This is a genomic window from Komagataeibacter sp. FNDCF1, from assembly GCF_021295335.1.
Classification (GTDB): domain Bacteria; phylum Pseudomonadota; class Alphaproteobacteria; order Acetobacterales; family Acetobacteraceae; genus Komagataeibacter.
Genome location: NZ_JAIWOT010000001.1, coordinates 2,782,310 through 2,799,819, shown reverse-complemented (window position 1 = coordinate 2,799,819; position 17,510 = coordinate 2,782,310). Strand labels below are relative to the sequence as shown.

General features: G+C 67.6%; 11 protein-coding genes and 1 tRNA gene. 4 read left to right on the top strand and 8 right to left on the bottom strand.

Annotated features, from left to right (window positions below; genetic code table 11):
- Positions 1-64: 64 nt before the first annotated feature.
- Positions 65-138: transfer RNA gene (locus LDL32_RS13180), tRNA-Ile, on the bottom strand.
- Positions 139-400: 262 nt separating this feature from the next.
- Between LDL32_RS13180 and ppa the strand changes: the two genes are divergently transcribed.
- Positions 401-928, top strand: coding sequence for an inorganic diphosphatase (gene ppa, locus LDL32_RS13175; protein WP_233067651.1), 528 nt, complete (start codon positions 401-403; stop codon positions 926-928).
- Between the two features lie 144 nt (positions 929-1,072).
- Here ppa and LDL32_RS13170 read toward each other — a convergent pair whose 3' ends face one another.
- The 7 genes from LDL32_RS13170 to LDL32_RS13140 form a co-directional block, all read right to left on the bottom strand.
- Positions 1,073-2,326 (bottom strand): glycosyltransferase, encoded by a 1,254-nt coding sequence (locus LDL32_RS13170; protein WP_233068900.1) that lies wholly within the window; start codon positions 2,324-2,326, stop codon positions 1,073-1,075.
- 29 nt (positions 2,327-2,355) lie between these two features.
- Complete coding sequence (locus LDL32_RS13165) at positions 2,356-3,549, bottom strand: hypothetical protein (RefSeq protein ID WP_233067649.1); 1,194 nt, start codon at positions 3,547-3,549, stop codon at positions 2,356-2,358.
- 134 nt (positions 3,550-3,683) lie between these two features.
- On the bottom strand, positions 3,684-6,596 hold the full coding sequence (locus LDL32_RS13160; RefSeq protein WP_233067647.1) for a glycosyltransferase: 2,913 nt from the start codon (positions 6,594-6,596) through the stop codon (positions 3,684-3,686).
- Positions 6,583-8,364 (bottom strand): tetratricopeptide repeat protein, encoded by a 1,782-nt coding sequence (locus tag LDL32_RS13155; RefSeq protein WP_233067645.1) that lies wholly within the window; start codon positions 8,362-8,364, stop codon positions 6,583-6,585. The genes LDL32_RS13160 and LDL32_RS13155 overlap by 14 nt, the downstream gene beginning before the upstream one ends.
- An 11-nt stretch (positions 8,365-8,375) precedes the next feature.
- The gene (locus LDL32_RS13150; RefSeq protein WP_233067643.1) at positions 8,376-9,830 is read right to left on the bottom strand and encodes an HlyD family type I secretion periplasmic adaptor subunit; all 1,455 of its coding nucleotides are present in this window, start codon (positions 9,828-9,830) and stop codon (positions 8,376-8,378) included.
- On the bottom strand, positions 9,827-12,073 hold the full coding sequence (locus tag LDL32_RS13145; RefSeq protein ID WP_233067640.1) for a peptidase domain-containing ABC transporter: 2,247 nt from the start codon (positions 12,071-12,073) through the stop codon (positions 9,827-9,829). The genes LDL32_RS13150 and LDL32_RS13145 overlap by 4 nt, the downstream gene beginning before the upstream one ends.
- A gap of 101 nt (positions 12,074-12,174) precedes the next feature.
- Positions 12,175-12,543 carry a hypothetical protein gene (locus tag LDL32_RS13140; protein WP_233067638.1) on the bottom strand — a complete coding sequence of 123 codons (369 nt, stop codon included), beginning with the start codon at positions 12,541-12,543 and terminating at the stop codon, positions 12,175-12,177.
- A gap of 210 nt (positions 12,544-12,753) precedes the next feature.
- Between LDL32_RS13140 and metH the strand changes: the two genes are divergently transcribed.
- The 3 genes from metH to LDL32_RS13125 all read left to right on the top strand — a co-directional run bounded on the left by metH (position 12,754) and on the right by LDL32_RS13125 (position 17,458).
- Complete coding sequence (gene metH / locus LDL32_RS13135; protein ID WP_233067635.1) at positions 12,754-16,263, top strand: methionine synthase; 3,510 nt, start codon at positions 12,754-12,756, stop codon at positions 16,261-16,263.
- 66 nt (positions 16,264-16,329) lie between these two features.
- Positions 16,330-16,734: a phosphoribosyl-ATP pyrophosphatase gene (locus tag LDL32_RS13130; protein ID WP_233067632.1), complete on the top strand. Its 405-nt coding sequence runs from the start codon at positions 16,330-16,332 to the stop codon at positions 16,732-16,734.
- Positions 16,735-16,891: 157 nt separating this feature from the next.
- The gene (locus LDL32_RS13125; protein ID WP_233067630.1) at positions 16,892-17,458 is read left to right on the top strand and encodes a CvpA family protein; all 567 of its coding nucleotides are present in this window, start codon (positions 16,892-16,894) and stop codon (positions 17,456-17,458) included.
- The last annotated feature ends 52 nt before the right edge of the window (positions 17,459-17,510 follow it).

Genomic DNA, 17,510 nt, shown 5'->3' with positions numbered 1-17,510 from the left:
AAGATGGCAAGACGCCCGCACGGCACGGTCGGGCGCGGGCATGCGGTCCGCATGCGGCAGAGCCTGCGCCCGGCAGGACTTGAACCCGCAACCAAGCCGTTATGAGCGGCCCGCTCTAACCAATTGAGCTACGGGCGCGCAGGCAGCCCCTGATCTCGCGCATGTGGAGGGATTTGGCAAGATCAACGTGCCGTTTTCCGCGTAATTTTTTCCGTTTCCGGGTCGCCATCGCCATAAAAAAAACAGGTTCATGATCTGGCTCATGGTTGCCCGCCCGACCGCGGAACATGACTTGCACAGGAAACGGGGGGAGATATACCGTCATCCCCCGTTAGATCACGCCGCCCTGCTTCGGGGTGGCCCTTAACGCACACACAGGCAGCAGGAGGCCTGAACAGCAATGGACGTATCGAAGATTTCCCCCGGCAAGGACGTACCCAACGACATCAACGTCGTGATCGAAATTCCGCAGGGTTCAGGCGTCAAGTACGAGATCGACAAGGACAGCGGCGCCCTGGTGGTGGACCGCATCCTGTTCACGCCCATGGTCTATCCCGCTGCCTATGGCTTCATTCCCAACACGCTGGCCGCTGATGGCGACCCGACCGACGCGCTGGTGCTGATGCCCGCCGCCGTGGTGCCCGGCGTTGTCGTGCGCGCCCGCCCCATCGGCGTGCTGCGGATGGAAGACGAGAGCGGACAGGATGAGAAGATCATCTGCGTCCCCCACGACAAGGTGCACCCCTACTATTCCAAGGTGGAAACCCTCGAGGACCTGCCCGAGATCGTCCTGAAGGAGATCGAGCACTTCTTCACCCGCTACAAGGACCTGGAAAAGGGCAAGTGGGTCAAGGTATCCGGCTGGGCCGACAAGAAGGTCGCGGGCGAGATCATTGCTGAATCCATCAAGGCCGTGGCTGGCAAGTAAACCATGCCGGGAAGCTGTTCCGGAACAGCTCACTGACATGAAAAACAATAATAGCTGACGTCCTGGGGCCACCTTTTTCCAAAAAGGGTGGCCTTTTTTGAATCCTGCCTGAACGAACGGCCCCTGCCCTGACCGGCCGGGCTGTCAGGCCGCGCCCGGCAGGGCCGTCTCGCCCCGGCCCGCCACAAGCTGGCCGATCAGGGCATGATAGCGCGCCATGTAGTCGCCCATGTCCAGCGTGCGTTCCGCCTGCCCGCGCACACCGGCGCGCAGCCTGCGGGCCAGCCGCCCGTCCTCCAGCAGTTCCAGCACGCCATCGGCAATCCGCCGGGGCTCAAGGAACGGGACCAGCCGTGCCGTTGTGCCATCGTGCAGGAATTCCTCCACCGGCGGGGTCCGGCTTCCCACAATGGCGCAGCCACACGCCATGGCTTCACGCAGCGACCATGACACCACGAACGGATATGTCAGGTAGACATGCGCATCCGAACGCTGGAGCAGGCGGCGGAAGCCGTCATATTCCACCCTGCCGGCAAAATGGACACGAGCAGGGTCGATCAGGCTGCCCAGTTCCGCCAGCATGTGCTGCCGCCACGTCCCCCCACCCGGCGCACGCCCGCCATAACTGACACCGTCCCCCCCCACCATGACCACGCGCGCATCCGGCCGCCCGGCAAGGATACGGGGCAGCGCGCGCATGAACACATGGAAGCCGCGATAGGGTTCAAGATCACGCGCAACGTAGGTGACCAGCTTTTCGCCCGGCCGTATCGTGATGTCCCCCAGCGTAAAGATGCGCCTGCGTGCCTGCGGGTCAGGTGCGCAGCGGACCAGATCCACCCCTTCGGGAAGGCAGGTCATGCGCATGCGTGCCCAGTCGGGATAGGTGTCGCGCTGGAAGCAGGTTGGCGTATGCCCCCAGCCGGGCCCGGCAAGGGCCAGCAGGTTGAGGGTATTGCGTGCGCGGACCAGTGGGGCCACATCGGCCTGCGAGGCGAATTCGGGGTCGAAACCCACATCCAGCCCGGTGGGGTGATAGAAGAATTCATAATAGCCCAGCATCGGCACGCCTGGGTAGACATCGGCCAGATCCAGCATCTCGCCCCAGCCATGATGGCCGATGATGATGTCAGGCACGTAACCCAGCCCGCGCAGGGTACGCGCGGCGCGCGCCACCTCGGCCGCGCGCTGCATGCCGCGCGCCAGTTCCGCCACCGGGGCGGGCCCGTCCACCCGCGCGGGCGGCGGCATGCGGTACAGGACGCGCCTTACGCCCTCCATCCGCCCGTGCCCCGATTCGCTTATGAAGACGATCTCGTTGCCACCACGTGCGCGCAGGTCACGCAGCAGGTGCACGAACTGGGCGGGAAAGTTCTGATGCACGAACAGGTATTTCATGCCCGCGCGCCAACCCTGCCCCATCGTGTTCACGCATCCGTCCGCGCGCGGGACCGGCGTGGGGCCTTGCCACGGCGGCCCGGCGCGGGCGTGGCATCGCCAGCCGCACGGTCCGGCCTGCGGTGCCACCATGGCACGGACGGGGTGGCATCGGTTTCCAATGCCGTTGCGTCTCCTGTCTTGCCGTTCCCTGCCGTTTTGCTTTCTGTCGTCCTGTCCCCTGGCGCCCTGTGCCCTGGTGCGCGCGTCGCATTTCCTGCCGCCTGCGGGGGGGCTTCCTGCACGTCGGCCACGGGGGGGCGTTGCGGGCGCCCCCGTCTGCCCCGTCGCGGCCGTTCCGTCACCACGGGCTGGATATCAGCATCGGTGCAGGCGGCCAGCAGGCTGTCCTCCGCCGCCCGATCGGGCATGGGGGGTGGCATCATGTCGGCGCGGGGCCGTATTTCAATGCGGAAGGCTTCCAGCGGGGCCTGCGAGGGCGCCATGAGCGGCTCATCCTCCACCGGGCCCATGCGGGTACCATCGGTAAAACTGGCTTCGACACGACAGGTAAAGTTCCGGGCCGCCATGTCCTTCAGCCGGACCCGCAGGCCCAGCAGCGGCAGCGCCATGCCCCGGCTGCCACAGTACTGACCGCCCTCAACCCATGGCGAGAACCAGTCCTGCCCCAGTATGGCCTGATATTCCAGATCGGCCATAGCCATGCCACTGGCGGGGCCGATCACAAACCCCTCCAGCCACTGGCCACTGCCTTCCTGGCCCATCCATGCACCCAGCGGCACCTTTACATCGCCGCGGCGCTGGATATGGGCGACCATGCTGCCCGCTTCCGCATGCGCGGGGGCTGCTGTTGCTGCTGGCGCCACGCGCGGTGCCGTCCCCGCCAGCCGGACCACCTGCAGTCCCGGCAGTTCGCAGCCCTCCGTCGCGCGGTAGGTCGTGACCAGAACGGCCCCGCCGGGCGGCGGCACACGCACCAGTGCCGCGCCATCATGGCCTCCAATCCAGCCATCGGTGTCGAATGTACTCACCTGCACCCCCGCCATGCCGGGCGGCGGGCTGATCCGCATGCCCGACAGCGGCCCGTACGCGCCCCGCGCGGGGCCGGATGCATGAAAGATGCAGTACGTGCCCGCTTCCAGCCGCATGAGCCGGGCCGTGGCCTGCAGGCCGCCCGTCTGGACCTGCGTGCGGGGATCAGGGGTCGGTTCGGTTTGCGTCATCATCCCGCTCCCATGCAGGAGGGCAGCGGGACAGACGGGCCGACAGGGGTGACAGGGGTGACAGGGGTCAAGACGGGAAGCCTTTCCGGGGTCATCAGGAACACGCTTGCACGGACACATGCCGCCCGCGCGCCTCAGGCATAAGACAGCAAAAACGTATTCAATTGGTGAACGGGCAGCCCCGGCGGCACACATGCACCCCGTCCCGTGGCATGGATGCGCGCGGCCACGGCGCCAAGGTCGAACGCCACGCTGCGCAGGCCCGCGCGCCACAGCAGGGTAAGGGTAAAGCACCATGTCTCGGGGCAGACGGAGGGCACAAAGCCCAGATGTCCGCCACTGCCACGCAGCAGGCCCAGCGCTTCCGCCGCATCGTACCGCCCGGTAATGAAGACCCGCCCGGTCCGCAGCAGCGCCGCGTCATCCGACGTATGCCCCACCACGATGAATTCCAGCGCAAGGTCGCGCGCATGCGCATCACGCGCGGCGGCAAGCAGCACGTCATATCCCTTTTCCGGCCCGATTCCGCCCGCCACCACCACGCGGCACCGCCCGGTGGGCGGTGGCAGGCCGGGGGCTGGCGGGGTGGGCTGGCTGGCGGCGAACCGGCGCAGCGACCAGGTAGGGCTGTCATCTTCCAGCGCCTCGACCTGACAGGCGACATGGGGGAAGTAACGCGCCAGCCGGGCCGCCACGTCGGCCGAAGGCACGATCACGCGCCGCGCCCCGGCCAGTTCGTGCCCCGTCCCGCGCCGCAGATGGTCCACATCCGTCTCCCCCACCAGGGAGCCGAGGGCGTGGACACATGCCCGGCATGCGGCGGGACCCGACTCACCACAATAGCGCCCCGTGGGCCCGACCAGCGTCACGCGCGGGCATATCCCGGCATAATCATGCACGTGCACCACGTAGGGCACCCCCAGCATCCGGCACAGGTCACGCGCCCGCGTGCCATGGCCCATATGATGATGGATCTCGACCTGCTCCACCCCCAGCACACGCAGGAAGGCAAGGAGCACGCTCCCCTGTCCGGGCCACGAAAAACGCAGCGGGGGGCATGTGCCGTCCGCCCTGCCGTCACGCAGCCGGAACCCGCCGCCATCAGGCTCCAGCACCACCGGCAGCAGCCCCGCCGCCTGCCACTGTCGGGCACGCTCCGCCACCACACGGGCCACACCGCCCGCGCCATCATGCGTGACCAGAAGCACCGCGCCGCCATGGCCGGCCTGCCGCATGGCACGATGCCAGACCAGCAGCGACAGCCGCAGGCGGGCAGGCGCCAGCGGATCGGCCGCGACATGGGCCCGCACCAGCGCGTCATAACCGGGAAACAGCCGGTTCAGCACCCACAGGTTCCGCTGCTGGAGGGCCGTGCGTGCCCCCCCGAAGGATACGCCGCCCACATGCCCGACAAATACCCCCACCGCCGCCCGGTGCCGCCAGCGCGCCAGTCGGGCACGCATGGAAAAATCATTTTCCTCCCCATATCCCCGGCCATACAGGTCGGGCCGGAACAGGCCGGTCTGGCGCAGGCAGTCATGCCGGATGAGCATGCAGAAGCCATGCGCGGTGGGAATCTCCACATCCTGCCCGCCATTGGCACGCAGGCTGGCGGCCATGATATCGCGCACGTCCGCCATCCCCCGGGGCAGGGTGGCGGGACGGGACGGGTCGGGCCATGTCAGGATCGAGGCATCGTTGGACAGCGGCGAGACCGTGCCCGTATCGGCACGCGCATAGGCCACGCCCAGCATTTCCTCCAGCCAGCCGGGGGCGACCAGCGTATCGCTGTTGAGCAGCACGACATCCATGCCATCCGCATCGCATAGTGCGGTATTGACGGCGGCGGGATAACCCCTGTTGGCGTCATGCCGCCGCAGGGTGATCCGCCCCTGCCGGGCCAGCGCGTCGAGTGCCGTGGCAAGGGCGGGATCGGGCGTTGCGTCATCCACCACCATGATCTCGACAGCGGCTCCCCCCCTGCCCGGTGCGGGCAGCGTCGTGCGCACACTGTGCAGGCAGGCGAGCGTGCGGACCCGGTCGGCATAGACCGGCACCACGATCCGGCACTGCCCGGCACGGGGCGGCACGCGCGCAGGCGCCCTGTCCCGCATGCGTGGGGCGGGAAAGACCCGCCGTGCGCGCGGCAGGCGCACCGGCAGGGGGGAACCGGTCAGATCCTGCCCGCAGGCAAGGGTCACGCGCACATGGCCATGTGGCGCAATTTCATCCCATTCCACACTCCACCCCCATACCGGCATGACGGGACCGGCGGGATTACCGTGCTCCGGACCCTCCGTGCGGTATATGGGCAATGGGCGTCTGCCATCGGCATCGCACAGATACAGCACGGGTGCCTGATCGGGCCGTGCGGGCATGCAGGCCCAGCCCGCCAGCCTCCGGTCATCAGGTAGTACGGCGCCGGCCACGCGGTCGAGCGCCATCCGCTCCGGCCTGCCACCCAGCAGGAACTGTCCTTCATGCCGCACAATGATGTCCTGTACCCCGTGCCGGGGCAGCGTCATGGTGCAGCCATTCGTGTCAGGCGGAGCAAGGGGCCGCCCGTCCAGCAGTAATTCGGGCACGCACCCCGTGGGCAGGCCACCCCAGTGCAGCGTGCCGTTCCCATCCAGCGCGCACCAGCCGGGGTGGCCCGCGTGCCGGCAGGCCAGGCCGGCAGCCACGGACAGGGCCGGGTCGAACCCGTAGCCGGTCAGGAAACGCTCCAGCGCCGCAGTCGCCCGGGGCCATGCGCGCGCCATGCAGCACGCCAGAACCAGCAGGCGCAGGCCCGCACCGAATTCCTGTCCTGCCAGGACGCGCTCCACGGCCTGCGCCGCCCCCGCCCCATCGCCCGCGCCCAGCCGGGCCGCCGCCAGCGCGAAGCATACGCGCATGTCATCGGGCGCCTGCCGGGCCGCGCGTTCCATCCATGCCAGCGCAAGCATGGGCTGGCCCTGCTGCGCCAGATGGCGTGCATGGCGCATGCAGGTGACGGGATAGACACCATCCCCCGGCGGGGGGGACCATGGCTCAGGCCGTGGCATTGCCGTCCGTCCGCGCCATCTGGTCCAGTTCGTTGCGCGCCGCCGCCAGCCCCTGCCCCGCGGCCTGCATGAACCAGTGCCGGGCCCGTGCCGGGTCCGCAGGACCTGCCAGACCGCGCGCAAGATAACGCCCCAGCATGAGCTGCGACAGCGCATTGCCCGCCTGCGCCCCCTGCGTGAACCAGTGCAGCGCCAGCGCGGGATCGGGCGCGATATCGTGGCCACCGCCATACATCGCCCCAAGGGAGAACATGGCCTCCCCCCGGCCCGCACTTGCGGCGCGATGATAGAAGGCCAGCGCGCCCGCATGGTCACGCGGGCCGCCAAAACCCTCCAGCCGTACCTGGGCCGCCGCGATGCACGCTTCGGGCAGGCCATGGTCGGCGGCGCGTTCCAGCCAGTGGCGCGCCTGTACGGGGTCATCCGCCACGCCATCACCATTGAGCAGCATGCGCCCGTACCAGTATTCGGCATTGACCACGCCCGCGCGGGCCGCGCGCTCCATCCAGACCGCCGCCTGCGCCCGGTCGGCGGTGCAGCCCACGCCCGCATGCAGGCTGACGGCCAGATTGAAGGCCGCGACCGGATCGCCCGCCTCCGCCATGGGGCGGAAATCAATGACGGTACTGTCCGGCACAGGACCGGCATGGGGCGCTTGCCCATGATGCAGCAGGGTGGCTGCAAGGTCGGTCATGGCCGCCGCATCACCCAGTGTCGCCGCCCGTTCCAGCCAGTGACGCGCCAGGGCGGGATCGGCGGCGACACCGCGCCCCTGTACATGCAGCATGGCCAGCATGCGGCACGCGACCGCATGATCCTGCTCCGCCGCCATGCGGTACCAGGTCACGGCCTCATGGTCACCGGGCAGGGCCGCTTCACCGCGTGCATGCAGGTCACCCAGCAGGGCCGCTGCCTCCCGGTCCCCCGCAAGGGCGGCACGGCGCAGCCATGTCTCCGCCGCCATGACAGCGCGCGTGCCATCCCTCCCCCTGCCACGCAGCAGCATGACGCCATAACGGGCCTGTGCCGGGCGTACGCCGCCGGCAGCCGCGCGCGCGTACCATTGTTCGGCCTGCGCGCTGTCCACGGGCATGCCCCAGCCACGCTCGTTCAGCAGCCCCAGCATGTACTGCGCGGTGGGCAGGCCGCCTTCTGCCGCGCGCAGCAGGGCGGCCACGGCATCGGGGTCGCTGCCCGGATCCTGGTCAGGCGCGGACAGGTGGGTTACCGCCAGCGCCAGATCACCCTGCGGGCAGCCGGACTGCGCCGCACGCGCGGACCACAGCCTGGCGGCCTCCGGGTCGCGCACGGTGTCCGGCCCGGTGGCCAGAAGGTAGCCATACAGGGCCTGCGCGTCCGGCAGTCCGGCCCGTGCCGCGCGCCCGGCCCAGCCGGTTGCGGCGACCGGATCGGGCCACTGCCCTATTCCGTCGGGCCACGCAGTGGGCAGCAGTCCATCGGCCCCCCTGCGCTCCGGCGGGTCGACCAGCAGCATGAGGGCGAGGGAGAAGCACGCTTCCGCATGGTCCGCGCTGGCGGCGCGGTGCATCCAGTGCACGCCCTCGACGGGGCTGCGGGGTACGCCACTGCCATCCAGATAGGCACGCGCCACCTGATACTGCGCCGCCACCATGCCCTGCCGGGCCAGGTCACCAAGACGGGCAAAGCCCTGTGCCGAGCGGCCTTCATGCTCCAGCAGGCGGCAGGCGCGGCGGAAGCGGCCGGCAGGCGTCATGCCATCCAGCAGGCCGGACAGAAGCTTGCGCATGGGCATGGATCTCAGGGTTCACGCATGCCGTTGGTCACGGCGGGGATCAGGCGGTTGAGCAGGTACTGCATCATGGTCCGCCGCCCGACATGAATGTCGGCCTCCACCGGCATGCCGGGCTGGGGATGGAAAAAGGCGGGCACCCCATGCAGGCTGTAACGGTCGATCGACAGGCGCACACGGTAATACGCGTTTATCGAATCCCCCGCGTCACCACCCTGCTGGGCACCGCCCCCCGGCCTGCCGCCCGCATCGGTAAATGAATCGGGGCTGATGAAGCGCACCGTGGCCTCCGCCCCGCCGTACTGGGTGTAGGGAAAGGCCGCGAATTTGAGCAGGGCATGGTCCCCCGCCCGCACGTAGCCCGCATCCACCCCGCGCAGCGTGGCCTCCATATCCAGATGGCTGTCTGCCGGCACCAGGGTCAGCAGCGGGCTTGCGGCCTGGATGACCGAACCGGCGGACAGGTGGGCGATGCTCAGCACGATGGCGTCACGGTCGGCGCGCATGATGATCAGTTCATGATGCAGCATGGCCTTGCTGTAGCTGCCGTCGGCCTCGGCCAGCCGGTGCTGGGCCAGCGCAAGATCCTGGTAAACCGTGGCATGCCAGTTGCTGGCGTAGCCATCGCGCTGGGCCTTCATGGCGTCCAGCCGGGCACGGGTGCTGTCGGCCGCATGGCGGGCGGAAACCTGCGAGCGCGTGACCTCCATGAGCGTGTCCTGCGCGGCCAGCGTGGACAGGCGGCTGCCTACCTGCTCATGCTGCAGGCGTACGCGCATGTCCTGCACGTCGCGCGCCACGCGGGCACGGGCGGCATACATGGCGGCGCTGGCCTCATAGCCCTGCAGTTCACTTTCCAGCCCGGCCACCTGCCGGTCGTAATTGGACATCTGGGCATTGTATTCCGCCTGCCGGCGCAGGTAGGCCGCCGCTTCCTGCACGGAAGCGGGGTCATTCATGTCGGCGGCGTAGGACCGGCCCGCCGCTTCCGCCGTACGGCGGGCGACCTCGGCACGGTAGGCCATGACCTGCCGGCGCAGGTTGGTCACGTCCGCATCCGTCATGGTCGGGTCCAGCCGGGCCAGCACCTGGCCCTTATGCACGGTATCGCCCTCATGCACGTCGATCGAGCGGATGATCGAGGTCTCCAGCGGCTGGAGGACCATCGTGTCATCAAAGGGCGTGAGCCTGCCATTCACGCTCACCACCCGGTCAAGCGGGAAGAACGTCATGACCGCAAGCCCCATGCCCGCAAGCGCCGCGACCAGCCAGATCACATAGCGTGCCGCATCGGATGGCGGCAGGCCGACCAGGGCGGCACTGGGGGAATAGAACGCCAGCAGCGCGGGCGGCAGGTCGGTTGGCATGTCCGCCTCCGGCGGCGGCAGCACCGACAGGATGCCACGCGCGCCTTCCCCGTCATCATCCGCCGGGGTGGGCGGGACAAGGTCACGCCCGTTCATGCCGCGTCCTCCCGCGCCTGATCCGGGGGCGGGATGCCGTCATCTTCCTCCATATGCCGGTTCTGCTGCCGCCACAGCGTGCGGTAGATGGCGCAGCGCGCCAGCAGTTCGTCATGCGTGCCGATATCGGCCACCCGCCCCTGATCCATCACGCATATCCTGTGGCACGCCACCAGCGAGGCCAGCCGGTGCGAAACAATGACCATCGTGCGCCCCTGCGCCAGATGGCGCAGGTTGGCGTTGACCACGGCCTCGCTTTCCGGGTCGAGGGCGGAGGTCGCTTCATCAAGGATCATGAGCTTCGGGTCGGAAATCACCGCGCGCGCAATGGCAAGACGCTGGCGCTGGCCGCCGGAGATGTTGGTGGAGCCTTCCTCGATCCAGGTATCGTAGCCCGCGGGCATGCGTTCGATGAACTCCTCCGCGCCCGCCATGCGGGCCGCGCGCACCACGTCCTCCAGCGTCAGGCCGGGGCGACCGGCAATGATGTTGTCGCGGATGGTGCCCCGGAACAGGAAGTTGTCCTGAAGCACCACCCCGCAGGAGCGGCGCAGGTAGGTCAGGTTGATTTCGCGCAGGTCGATCCCGTCCAGCCGCAGCTGGCCGGTATAGCTGCGGCTGACCCCCTGCAGCAGCCGGGTGATGGTGGACTTGCCCGACCCGCTGCGCCCGACCAGCCCCAGCATGGTGCCGGCGGGGATACTGAAGGTGACATCCGACAGGGCGGGCGTGGACGCGCCGGGATAGGTGAAGCCCACATCCGAAAACGACAGCGCGCCATGGATGGGCGGACGCAGGCCGGTGGTCAGCGCGCGCGTTTCGGTCGGGCGGTTGAGCACGGAGCCTGCTTCGGCCAGCGCGGTACGCACTTCGTTGAGATCGTCGATCAGCCGGGCCATGCTGACCAGCGGGGCCGCGACACGGTTGCCCAGCATCATGAACGCCATGAGCGCCCCCGCCTCCATGCCCGAGGAGGTGGAGGTAATGGCCAGATACGCCCCGATCAGGATGATGCCGCGATTGATGAACAGGTCCAGCGGCATGACGGCGGTGGCCACCCAGTTGCCCATCCGCCCCGAATCCAGCGACGCGGTCACGACATCGGCGGTTTTCCCGTCCCATATCTCACGGCGCACCGGCTCCAGCGCCAGCGTCTTGACCGTGCGGATGCCGGCCACCGTTTCATACAGTGCAGCGCCACGCGCCATCTCGGCGCGGACCTGCCGGCCCATGAGCCGGCCCATGGCAGGCATGGCCAGCAGGATCACCAGCCCGATCAGGGCCGCCGCCACCACCGTCAGCCACGCCAGCACCCCGCTGAGCCAGAACAGGAAGGGCAGCACCACAAGCAGGGTGAACAGGTCAAGAAACGTGCCGAGCAGCCGCCCGGTCATGAACTGCCGCACCTTGTAGATGGCGCTGACGCGCCCGATCACGTTGCCTGCCTGCTCGCGCTCGAAGAATTCCAGCGGCAGGGCCAGCAGGCGGTCGAAGATGGCAAGCGAGATGCGCGTATCCAGCCGCGTGGTCAGCACCAGCGTGATCTCGCGCCGGGCATAGCTGAGCAGGATCTCGTAAAACGCCATGACCGCCACCAGCCCGGTCAGGGAAACAAGGGTGGACATGGAATGGAAATTCACCACCCGGTCGATCACCTGCATGACAATAAGCGGCGGGAAGATGGCCAGCACGCTCATGACCATGGACGCGATGATCACGTCGCGCAGCAGCACCCGTTCCCCCAGCACCAGCTGCCGCAGCCAGGCAAAGTCGATGCGCTCTTCCGTCCGGCCCTGGTCATGCCGGCCGCGCACCAGCAGCACATCGCCCGTCCAGACGGCGTCCAGGCGCAGTTCATCCACCGCCACGGGCGGGATGTCGGGGCTGGCGAAGGGGTCAACCAGCCAGATCACGCCATTGGTGTCATCCGCCCCCACCATCAGCCCCGCCGAGCCATCGGCGAACATCAGCGCCACCGGCGGCACGTCACGCAGGCGGACGAGTTCGCGCCATTGCAGGCGCATGCCCTGCGTGGTGCCACCGCTTTCCTCCACCCAGCGCGCAAGGGCGGGAATGGTGGGCGTGGTCTCACCCGGTTCACCGGCAAAATCACGGATATCAAGGTCGATGCCATGAAAACGGGCCGCGCGCAGCACCGCCTGCAGGCGGATCAGTTCCGGTGCGGGGCGACCCGCGTGCGGCCCGCTGTCCGCCGGGTCCGCTGATTGGTCTGGATGGCCCACGGCATCCCTTTGCTTTGCATATGTTACCTGACGCCACCGAGCGTAGGGACAGAAAGCAAAGGGTTCCTTAACAGGGCAGGCTTTTCAGCCGGCCTGCCCCGTCACGGCCGCACCGCGAAACGGGCCGTGACCAGCACGTCCGCCCCAAGGCTCGCGCGCCATGCGTCCTCCTGCCCGGGCGGGGAAACTACGGCCACGCGCCCGAACCACGGCAGCGCGCCGGTGGCCCGCCTGCGGAAGGCATCGGCCAGCACGGCGGCCACACCCCCGCCCCGCCCCGTGCAGCACGCGCAGCCGGTCCCATGCCCCATGGCGGCAAAGGCGGTGGACGGTGGCACGACAATCACCCCCGCCCAGCCCGCGGCGGGAACATCCACCCCCGCCCCCACCACCAGCAGCGTATCGCCACGCGGCGGCGCCACGTGGGGCAGGGTGACAAATTCCAGCATGATACGCTGGTCATGACTCATGGCATTCTCCATTCCCGCGCCCATGGCGCAGATCGGGCGCGTATTTCCAGCATGGGATACAGCCACTGGACACAGCGCGAAAGTTAAGGGAATAAAGAACGCCAGCCATGCTCCGGCAAGGCGGCACCGGTCCGGACATATCAGCTCCGGATACATGACGTGAACCCCGTGGGGTATCATGTTCCCCTGTCAGCAGATTTCAGGATAACAATGACCACTCGTCCCCATCTTCTCGATGCCCTTCGCGATCAGGTCCTGCTGTGTGACGGCGGCATGGGTTCGCGCGTGCAGCTTCTGGACCTGGAGGTCGAGCGCGATTACTGGGGGCAGGAAAACTGCACCGAAATCCTGAACCTCTCGCGCCCCGAACTGGTACGTGAAATCCACCGCGGGTATTTCGAGGCCGGGGCCGACATGGTGGAAACCAACAGCTTTGGCGGCTCGCCCATAACGCTTGCCGAATTCGGGCTGGCCGATCGCGCGCGGGAAATCAACCGCACCGCAGGCCATCTGGCGCGCGAGGCTGCCGAGACCTTTGCCGATGGCCGCCACCGCTATGTTGTCGGCTCCATCGGGCCGGGGACCAAGCTGCCCTCGCTGGGCAACATTGATTACGACACGCTCGAGGCGGGCCTGGCCGAACAGTGCCGGGGCCTGATCGAAGGGGGCGTGGACTGCTTCCTGATCGAGACGTGCCAGGACACGCTGCAGATCAAGGCCGCCGTCAATGGCGCCAAGATCGCCCGCGCCGAGATGGGCGTGGACACCCCCATTTTCGTGCAGGTCACGGTCGAGACGACGGGCACGCTGCTGGTCGGCCCCGACATTGCCGCCGCAGCCACCGTCATCAACGCGCTGGACGTGCCGCTGATGGGCCTGAACTGCGCCACCGGCCCGCAGGAAATGGCCGAGCATGTGCGCTGGCTGTCCGAAAACTGGCCCGGCCTGCTCTCGGTCCAGCCCAATGCCGGCCTGCCCGAACTGGTCAATGGCACCACGCATTACCCGCTGACGCCCGCCGAGATGGCAAGCTGGGTCGAGCGTTTCATTACCGAGGACGGTCTGAACCTGATCGGCGGGTGCTGCGGCACCTCCACGCCGCATACGCAGGCGCTCGACCAGATGCTGCGGAAGCGCGCCGAGGGCACGGGCCGCATCCGCCCCGCCCCCGTGCCGCGCAGACCGGTATGGATCCCGTCCGTCGCCAGCCTGTATTCACAGGTGCCGCTGCGGCAGGAGAACAGCTATTTCTCGATTGGTGAGCGCTGCAACGCCAACGGGTCGAAAAAATGGCGGCAGCTGCAGGAAGCCGGCGACTGGGATGGCTGCGTGGCGCTGGGCCGCGAGCAGGCGGCTGAAGGATCGAACGCGCTCGATATCTGCACGGCCTTCGTCGGTCGTGACGAAATGCGCGAAATGAACGCGGTCGTGACCCGCTTCACATCCTCGGTCAACGCGCCGCTGGTCATCGATTCCACCGAAACCCCGGTGATCGAGGCGGCGCTGAAGCTGCATGGCGGCAAGCCGATCATCAACTCCATCAACTTCGAGGACGGGGAGGCCATCGCCACCGAGCGCATGCTGCTGGCGCGCAAGTTCGGCGCTTCCGTCATTGCGCTGACCATTGATGAAGTCGGCATGGCCAAGACGGCGGAAGACAAGCTGCGCATCGCGACAAGGCTGGTCGAATTCGCATGTGAAAAGCACGGCCTGCCGCAGTCCGACCTGATGATCGATCCGCTGACCTTCACCATCGGCACCGGCACGGAAGATGACCGCAAGCTGGGGGAATGGACGCTGGAGGGCATCCGCCTGATCCGCGAGCGCTTCCCCGATATCCAGATTGTGCTGGGGCTGTCCAACATCTCGTTCGGGCTGAACCCGGCGGCGCGCGCGGTGCTGAACTCGGTCTTCCTTGACCACGCGGTGCGCGCGGGCATGACGGCGGCGATCGTGCATGTGTCCAAGATCCGCCCGCTGCACCTGATCGCGGCCGAGGAAGTGAAGGTGGCCGAGGACCTGATCTTCGACCGCCGCGCCGAGGGCTATGACCCGCTGCAGCGCATGCTGGAAATCTTTGCCGACCGCAAGGCCGCCGACGCGGTAAAGAAGGCGCGGGCCGAGACCGCCCCCGAACGCCTGAAGGACCGTATTGTCGATGGCGACCGCAAGGGGCTGGAAGACGACCTTGCCGAAGCCATGCGCGACATGCCCCCGCTGGACATCATCAACACCGTGCTGCTCGATGGCATGAAGGTGGTGGGGGAACTGTTCGGTTCGGGCAAGATGCAGCTGCCCTTCGTGCTCCAGTCCGCCGAGACGATGAAGGCCGCCGTGGCGTGGCTCGAACCCTACATGGAACGCACCGAAGGACAGGCCCGTGGCACCATGGTGCTGGCCACCGTGAAGGGCGACGTGCATGACATCGGCAAGAACCTGGTCGATATCATCCTGACCAATAACGGCTATCAGGTCATCAACCTTGGCATCAAGGTGCCGGTGGCGGACATGATCGCGGCCGCGCGCGAGCATAAGGCGGATGCCATCGGCATGTCGGGCCTGCTGGTCAAGTCCACCGTCATCATGCGCGAAAACCTTGAGGAAATGCAGCGGCAGGGCCTTGATGTGCCGGTCATGCTGGGTGGCGCCGCGCTGACCCGCAACTATGTGGAGGAGGACTGCACCGCGGCCTATGGCGAAGGCGGGCGGGTGGCCTATGCGCGTGACGCGTTCGATGGCCTGTCGCTGATGGACAAGGTGGTGCAGGGTGAATTCGACACCTACCTTGCCGCCATCCAGTCGCGCCGTGCGGGCAAGGCCACGCGCGCCAGCCGCACGCAGGATATCGAAGCCGCCGAAACCCGTGGCTTCGGCCCGGTTGACGTGGCCGCCGCCCGTGCGCGGCGTGAAAAGCTGACAGCGGGCGAGCCCGTGCTGGTCCCGCCCTTCTGGGGTCCGCGCGTGCTGGAGGCGACGCCGGAGGCGGTGCTGCCGTTCCTCAATGAACGTTCGCTGTACCAGTTCCAGTGGGGCTTCCGCAAGCAGGGCCGCTCGCTGGATGATTTCATGGTCTGGGCACGCAAGGAACTGCGTCCGGTACTGCGCCACATGCTGGCGCTGTGCGCGGAACAGGACATCCTGCACCCCCGCGCCAGCTACGGCTACTGGAAGGCGGCGGGCGAAGGCAATGACCTGGTGCTGTTTGGCGAGGACGGCACGAACGAGGTCGCCCGCTTCACCCTGCCCCGCCAGCCCCGCGCCGACGGGGCCTGCATTGCCGACTTCGTGCGCGACATCGATGATGCACAGCGTGACGTGATCGGCCTGCAGGTGGTCACCGTCGGGCAGGATGCATCGGACAAGGCGCGCGAATGGTTCGAGGCCGACCGCTACAAGGACTACCTCTACCTGCATGGCCTGTCGGTGGAGATGGCGGAAGCCATGGCGGAATACACCCACAAGCGCATCCGCGCCGAGATGGGCTTCGCCGCCGAAGACGACCGCGACATGGCCAGACTGCTCCAGCAGGGCTATCGCGGCTCGCGCTATTCCTTCGGCTACCCCGCCTGCCCCCGGCTGGAGGAGCAGGAACCGATCCTGAAGCTGCTGGACGCGGAAAGGATTGGCGTCTCGCTGACCGACGGATTCCAGCTGCACCCCGAGCAGTCGACTTCCGCGCTGGTCATCCTCAACCCGCACGCCAAGTATTTCTCGATCTGAGGACGGGCGGCAGCCACCCGGCGGGGCCGGTTGACCGGGACGCGAAATGATGGCCATCATCAGGACATGTCCCGCTCCCCCCCCACGCCGGCAGAAGCGGCCGATGCGCTGACTGCCACCACAGCCCTTGACCCGCTCCGGTCGCGGCTGGTGGCGCGTGCGCCCGGGGTGGAACCGGGTAATGATCACCACGCCGCCGGGCGGGCCTTTACCTGTGCGGCGGAAGAGTGCGTAATGGACCTGATTGCACAGGACCATGAAGGACTGGTGGCACACAGCGCCGACGTGCTGGCCGAACTGCTGCGGATCTGGGCCGAACAGGGCATTGATGCCGAAGATGTCTGGACCGAGCTTGACCGCCGTACCCGCATGGGCAACCTGCTGCTGAGCCTGAACATGACGCGCCGCCGCGCAGCCCCTGCCACGGCACGCAAGCGGTCATGGAAAATCCGCACCACCAAGCTGCCCTGACAGGCTGCCCGGCCCGTGCCCCGCGCGGGTGGCGGCAAGGCGGATGGCCACCAAATGGTGGCGAGCCGTTTTTTGGCCTATGCGCTGCGCCGCGCCGGTGGCATAAGCTGGCCGCAGGCGGAACAGCAGGGAATGTCGCAATCGATGGACCGGGTCCATGCCTGTTACATGCCTGTCGGCACCCCACGGTCTGGCACGCATGAACTGGATTGACATAGCAGCCATGGCCATTGTCGCCCTGTCGGCACTGGTGGGCATGCTGCGCGGGTTCTCACGCGAAGTACTGGGGCTTGCCGCGTGGGTCATGGCCATCATACTGGCGGTGGCCTGGTATGGCGCGCTCATGCCGTACGCCACGCAATGGATCAGCAACCATACGCTGGCGGCACTCGTTTCCTTTGCCGTCCTTTTCCTGGCCCTTCTTGTCATTTTCACCACGACTGCCCATCTTTCGGGGCGAGCGGTGCAGGGTTCGATCCTGTCCGGGATAGACCGTATGCTGGGCCTGGTGTTCGGGCTGGTGCGTGGCTATGTCTGCCTTGTCATCCTCTACGCGGGCGTTACGGCCCTCGTACCCGCGGCCGAATGGCCCGATGTCATGCAATCAAGCCGGGTCATGCCCCTTATCGGCAACAGTGTGACGTATCTGAACGCCTATGGGCCGGATAACTTTCCCGCGCATCTTGCGCAACCCGCCGGGACGCGGCATGACGCGCCCATCTGAGCCTTTTGCCGGTAGCTGCCGCCCTCCGTCCGTCAAGGAAAGATCGCTGACC